We start from the raw sequence: 5,774 nt of genomic DNA on the forward strand, positions 1-5,774 counted from the left end.
GTTAACATCCGTTCCAAGGCAGATTTGCCCTGAAAAGGCAGCGCCGAGTTAGGTCGCTTTATCCACCCATCGGCAGAATCGGCATTGGGCAACAATATCTGTAACGCCTTATAGATGCCGAAGATGTAAGAAAGCCGTTCCAGTTTATCGGGCGTTAGTTTTGCCGATTCCGGATTTTTCTTCCACTTAAAAAAAGTGCTGCGGGAATCCAGGCCTAGCAAGGTCATGGCTTGATCTGTGTTGAGCTGCCATGTGTCCATAATGTTAAAAAAAGTCCGTAAAGCACTCTTTGAAACTTTGGCGCTGTCGGACGGTAATTTGGAGTGTTCAACCGATAACATAGAAATCTCCAGGCAGTATTCGATAATTTGGTATATTTATATACTATAACTAATAAAAAGTCTATATATAGACTATAAAAATCCAATTTTTATCAACGTACTCAAAGGCAACAAGTTCTTCCTATCGGCAATACCCATGTTGTAGAAAGTTTATCCCGCCAGTTGAAAGCGACTGGGAGTTAGCAAGTTTGCAGGATTCTGTAACAGAGCCTAAAATCCAGGTATAAACTTAATTGGAGGCTACACATGGGTCGAATAATAATTTTTCTCCTCATCAGCTTTTTTGCTGTTTTTGCCCATGCCAAACCACTTACCCTTGAACAAGTCCCAGAACCCTTGAAACCTTGGGTGAACTGGGTGCTGCAAGACCAGCCTGAGCTTGGCTGCCCTTTCATTTATAACAGTTACGAACAAAAACGCTGTAGTTGGCCTAGCCAGTTAAACCTCGATTTTACCGCCACGAAAGGGGCATTTTCGATTAGCTGGGATGTCTTTAAGGAAAGCTGGGTGACGTTGCCTGGCGACCAAAAACACTGGCCGCAAAATGTTACTGCCAATAATAAGGCTGCGACTGTGTTGGAAAAAAATGGCATTCCATCTATAAAACTATCGGCTGGTAGTTATGGGATCAAAGGCGATTTCTTCTGGGATGCGATTCCCGAAAGCCTAAGCATTCCAGCAGATACTGGGCTGATTGGCTTAAGCATCAATGGTGCAGGGATACCCACGCCCAGCATAAGGGACGGACAGCTTTGGCTGACAGAAAACGACATAGGCCAAAAAAAGCCGGAGAATGTGCAAAACAGCCTGGATATTCAAGTATTCAGGAAGATCACCGATGACGTTCCCATACAGGTGACTACTCGTCTGGTGTTGGAAGTGTCGGGCGAGCAGCGCGAAGTTAAGTTGGCAAAGCCTGTGCTAAACGATTTTATCCCGCTAAGTTTACAAAGCCCTCTTCCTGCACGCATTGAAGCGGATGGGCAGTTGTTGGTGCAGGTACGTCCAGGTCGCTGGCAATTGGATATTGTAGCCAGAAGTGCCAAGGAAATTAATGCTGTCCCTTTAATCGTAAGTAACCCGGACTGGCCGAGTTCGGAAATCTGGATGTTTGATGCCCGTCCTGATTTACGTGTTGTTGAGGTGGAAAAACTGGTGCCGATTGATGCCAGCCAAACGAATTCACCCGAAGAATGGCGGCATTTGCCGACTTATAAGGTCAACCAGGGTGAAAGCATGACGTTAAAGGTCATCCGCAGGGGCGACCCAGAGCCTGAACCTAATCAACTGACCATTAACCGCAAATTATGGCTGGATTTTGACGGTGCGGGCTATACCATCAACGACACAATCAGCGGCAAAATGACTAAAGGCTGGCGGCTTGATGCCTTGCCCGAAACCAAACTGGGTAAAGTCTCCCTAGATGGCAATAGCCAGTTGATTACCTTAACAGGAACTGGCAAGCAAGGGGTGGAAGTCAGGAAAGGTGCAATTGCCCTGGATGCCGATAGCCGCAGCGTTGGGGATATAGGGTCGTTCAGCACAGTAGGTTGGGAGCAAAGCTTTAACCAAGTCAATGCCGAGTTAAATTTACCACCAGGCTGGCGTTTGCTCGCTGCCAGTGGTGTCGATAATGTGCCTGATAGCTGGATAGCTCGGTGGACATTGCTGGATTTGTTCCTGGTATTGATTGCTGCATTGGCAATCAGCCGCTTATTCGGTCGACTGTGGGGGATATTTGCATTGCTGACACTGGTGTTAACATGGCATGAACCGGAATCGCCCCAGTATGTCTGGCTAAATATCTTGGCTGCAACGGCGTTAATCAAAGTACTGCCCCAAGGCAGGTTCTTGACCGCCATCACATGGTATCGCAATGCGTTTTGGTTGGCATTAGTCCTGATTGTCGTCCCGTTTATGGTCTATCAGGTGCGGACGGGGCTTTATCCACAATTGGAATATGAATGGCAAAACTTTATGATGCCAGCAGCGCCAAGCCCTGCGCCGCCCGTTGTAATGACTCCAACATCGGCTATGGATGCTGCAGCTCCCGAAGTCTTGCAAGAGCAGGAAATGGCGAAATCCATTATGCCAGAACGGAAAAGGAATTACGCCAGCGGCTCCGTAAGTCAATCCTCTTCGTACTACAGTAAAGAAGCCGATTTTAGCCGCTATGACCCCGATGCCAAAGTGCAGACCGGCCCAGGTTTGCCGCAGTGGCAATGGCACAAGGTACAGCTGTCCTGGAATGGTTCGGTGGATGCTGGGCAGCAGTTGCGCTTATGGTATCTCTCGCCTACCGTGGTGATGCTACTAAATTTCATTCGGGTAGCGTTGGTTGCCGTGCTGGCTTTGCTGATGTTTGGCTGGTCTGGAAAACTTAAGTTCAAGCCCAAAACCGCAGCCCCTGCCTTATTGTGGTTGTTGATACTGCCCATGCTGGCAACGCCAACACAAAAAGCCTATGCGGATTTCCCGACGAAAGAAGTGTTGGACGAACTTAAAAACCGCTTGCTGGAAGCGCCTGACTGCTTACCCAGCTGCGCCCAAATCCCACAAATGAATGTGGCGATTAACGAGAATGCTGTCGAAATTACCCTGCAAATCCACGCCCAGCAAGCGGTCAACCTGCCGTTGCCTGCCACTTATGAACAATGGTTTCCGAACCAAGCCACCGTTGACGGCAAAACGGCACAAGGGCTTTATCGTAACGGTAATGGCTTATGGTTGTATTTGCCTGAAGGCGAATATCAAGTTGTCCTTACAGGTGCAGTTCCATTACTGGCGACGTTTACCTTACCCTTACCGTTAAAGCCGAATCGTGTAATGGTTGAAACCAGCGCACAAAGCGGATGGCAAGTTAGCGGGCTCCAGGATAACGGGCAGGTTGACGGTCAGTTGCAATTCAACAGGACTAGCAAAGCAACAGAAAGCGCCAACAAACTAAGTCTTGCTCCGGGCTTGTTGCCGCCGTTTGTCAAAATTGAACGCACTGTACAACTCGGCCTGGATTGGCGAGTGATTACCCAAATAACCAGAATGTCGCCACCTGATTCTGCGATTGTTTTGGAGATTCCTATTTTGGCGGGGGAATTGGTAACGACTCCTGGTATCCACGTTAAAAATGGCAAGGTCGAAGCCAACATGCCCGCGCAACAAGCCGATATGCAATGGGAATCGACTCTGGAAAAAGCCGAAAAGATTACGTTTACCGCTGCTCAAACCAATCAATGGATAGAGGTCTGGAGAGCTGATGTCAGCCCCGTGTGGCATATTGAAACCAGCGGAATTACCCTCATCCATATGAATAGCGAAGGGCAATGGCTACCAGAATGGCATCCCTGGCCGGGTGAAACCTTGAGCTTGCAAATAAGCCGTCCCAAAACCCTGGAAGGACAAACTTTAACGATAGACAGCAGCCAGTTAGCCATCAAGCCGGGCAAGCGTGCATTGGATGCTGACTTAAAAATGAGCATTAGGAGTTCCCAGGGGACGCAGCATACGCTGACCTTGCCGGAACAAGCAGTGCTGCAAACCGTGGCGATAAATGGGCAAACGCTACCGCTACGGCAAGAAGGCAGAAAGCTTACATTGCCAATAAATCCCGGCAAACAAGAGGTAACTTTACGCTGGCAAGAACAGTCAGAAATCTCCAGCATCACGAAAACACCCCAACTCGATTTAGGCCAAGCCAGTGTCAATACCCGGCTCAATGTCAGTTTAGGTCAAGACCGGTGGGTGTTGTTTGTTTGGGGTCCAAAGTTAGGGCCTGCGGTGCTGTTCTGGGGCGTGTTGGTTGTGATTGTTATCTTGGCGATAGGCTTGGGCAAGATACCGCTAACGCCATTGAAGAACTGGCACTGGTTTTTATTATTGCTTGGGCTAAGCCAAGTGCCGATGGAGTCGGCTTGTCTGGTGGTTGCCTGGTTGATGATCTTGGGATGGCGGGGGCTGAGACCTAACAATACCTTCAAATACTTCAACCTATTGCAAGTCATCATTGCTATGTTCACCGTATTTTCCCTGGCAATACTGGTGTTTGCGGTCGAACAAGGGCTATTAGGTGGTTCCCCTAACATGCAGATTACCGGAAACCAATCTTCCGCATTTGATTTAAACTGGTATCAAGACAGAAGCGTATCCACCTTACCGCAGGCAACTGCCATATCTGTTCCCCTCATGGCTTATCGATTGCTAATGTTGGCTTGGTCATTCTGGCTGGCAGCGTCATTGCTCAACTGGTTGAAGTGGGGTTGGAACTGTTTTTCAACCAACGGGTTATGGAATAAAAAAGTCGAAAAATCGCCAACCAAACCTACTAGCCCAGAGCAAAAATAAGTAAAAATTGTTGTAGCTTTATACTCTACACGTTGATTATAAGCTTGAAACTTGAAAAATAACCTCGATAGGCCGCCTATACAGACTTTTATAGATTTTATTGGCGTGACAATCTTAAGGTCTGCTTTGGTATGAGGCTGTGTAAAAACGTAAGTTCCAGTGCAGGAAACCTTGTAAAATATGCCTTAAGATTAATCTTACCCTGGGGGTTAAATGAAACGGTTTATTCAGGGCAATAACCGCAACCAAGGCACATTGTTTCCCGAGTATCTGGAAGACTATGTTTCCGAAAATAATCCAGTCCGCATTGTCGATGCCTTCGTCGAGCAACTTGATCTTGGCAAGCTGGGATTTAACGGGACTGTGCCCGCCATCACGGGCAGGCCGTCCTACCATCCGTCATTCCTCCTCAAGCTCTATATTTACGGTTACCTCAACCGAATCCAGTCCAGTCGCTGTTTAGAGAGGGAGACGCAACGCAACGTCGAGTTGATGTGGTTGCTCGACCGATTGACGCCGGATTTTAAAACTATTGCCAACTTCCGCAAAGACAATGGCAAGGCCATCTGTAAAGTGTGTAGCCAATTTGTAGTTCTTTGCCGTCAACTGAATTTATTGACAGAAGCCACCGTCGCAATTGATGGCAGCAAGTTTAAGGCGGTAAACAACATTGGCAGGAATTTCAGCGTGCATAAGCTAGCCCGTCAACGGGAACGGATTGAAGCCAGCATTAACCGGTATTTAGCCGACTTGGAAAAAGCGGATTTGCAAAGAGCCGATAATGCCCAAAGCAAAACGGAACGGCTGCAGGATAAAATCGCCCAATTAAAAGAGCGAATGGCGCAACTGGATCAGATTGAAGTCCAGTTGCAGGAATCGCCAGACAAGCAGCTTTCCTTGACCGATCCCGATGCCCGGTCGATGACGACGAGCGGCCGAGGCAAGGGAGTGGTCGGTTATAACGTCCAAGTTGCTGTCGACACTGAGCATCACTTAATTGTGTAATGGTCAATATAAACCGGACACTTTTTTAGACAGCCTTCTTATAAAAATCCCGCTCAAACTGCAACGGGGATTGATAGCCTAACTTTGAAT

Annotated in this window: 2 protein-coding genes and 1 pseudogene; 2 read left to right on the forward strand and 1 reads right to left on the reverse strand. The window is 47.9% G+C overall.

The annotated features are described in order from the left end of the window. The coding region (locus tag ABL924_RS17510) for an antitoxin Xre-like helix-turn-helix domain-containing protein (protein WP_349028384.1) at positions 1-341 on the reverse strand (341 nt) is incomplete at its 3' end. 246 nt (positions 342-587) lie between these two features. Here ABL924_RS17510 and ABL924_RS17515 point away from each other — a divergent pair. Together ABL924_RS17515 and ABL924_RS17520 are read left to right on the forward strand one after the other, a co-directional pair. Next, positions 588-4,679 (forward strand): hypothetical protein, encoded by a 4,092-nt coding sequence (locus ABL924_RS17515; RefSeq protein ID WP_349028385.1) that lies wholly within the window; start codon positions 588-590, stop codon positions 4,677-4,679. Between the two features lie 213 nt (positions 4,680-4,892). Continuing rightward, positions 4,893-5,681: pseudogene (locus tag ABL924_RS17520) on the forward strand (transposase); the annotation flags it as partial. Positions 5,682-5,774: the final 93 nt, after the last annotated feature.

Origin of the sequence: Methyloglobulus sp. (assembly GCF_040079455.1) — a bacterium.
Classification (GTDB): domain Bacteria; phylum Pseudomonadota; class Gammaproteobacteria; order Methylococcales; family Methylomonadaceae; genus Methyloglobulus.

Bases quoted from the DNA above. Each gene is read 5' to 3' on its own strand.
- ABL924_RS17515 (WP_349028385.1), top strand. From the start codon at position 588: ATGGGTCGAATAATAATTTTTCTCCTCATCAGCTTTTTTGCTGTTTTT.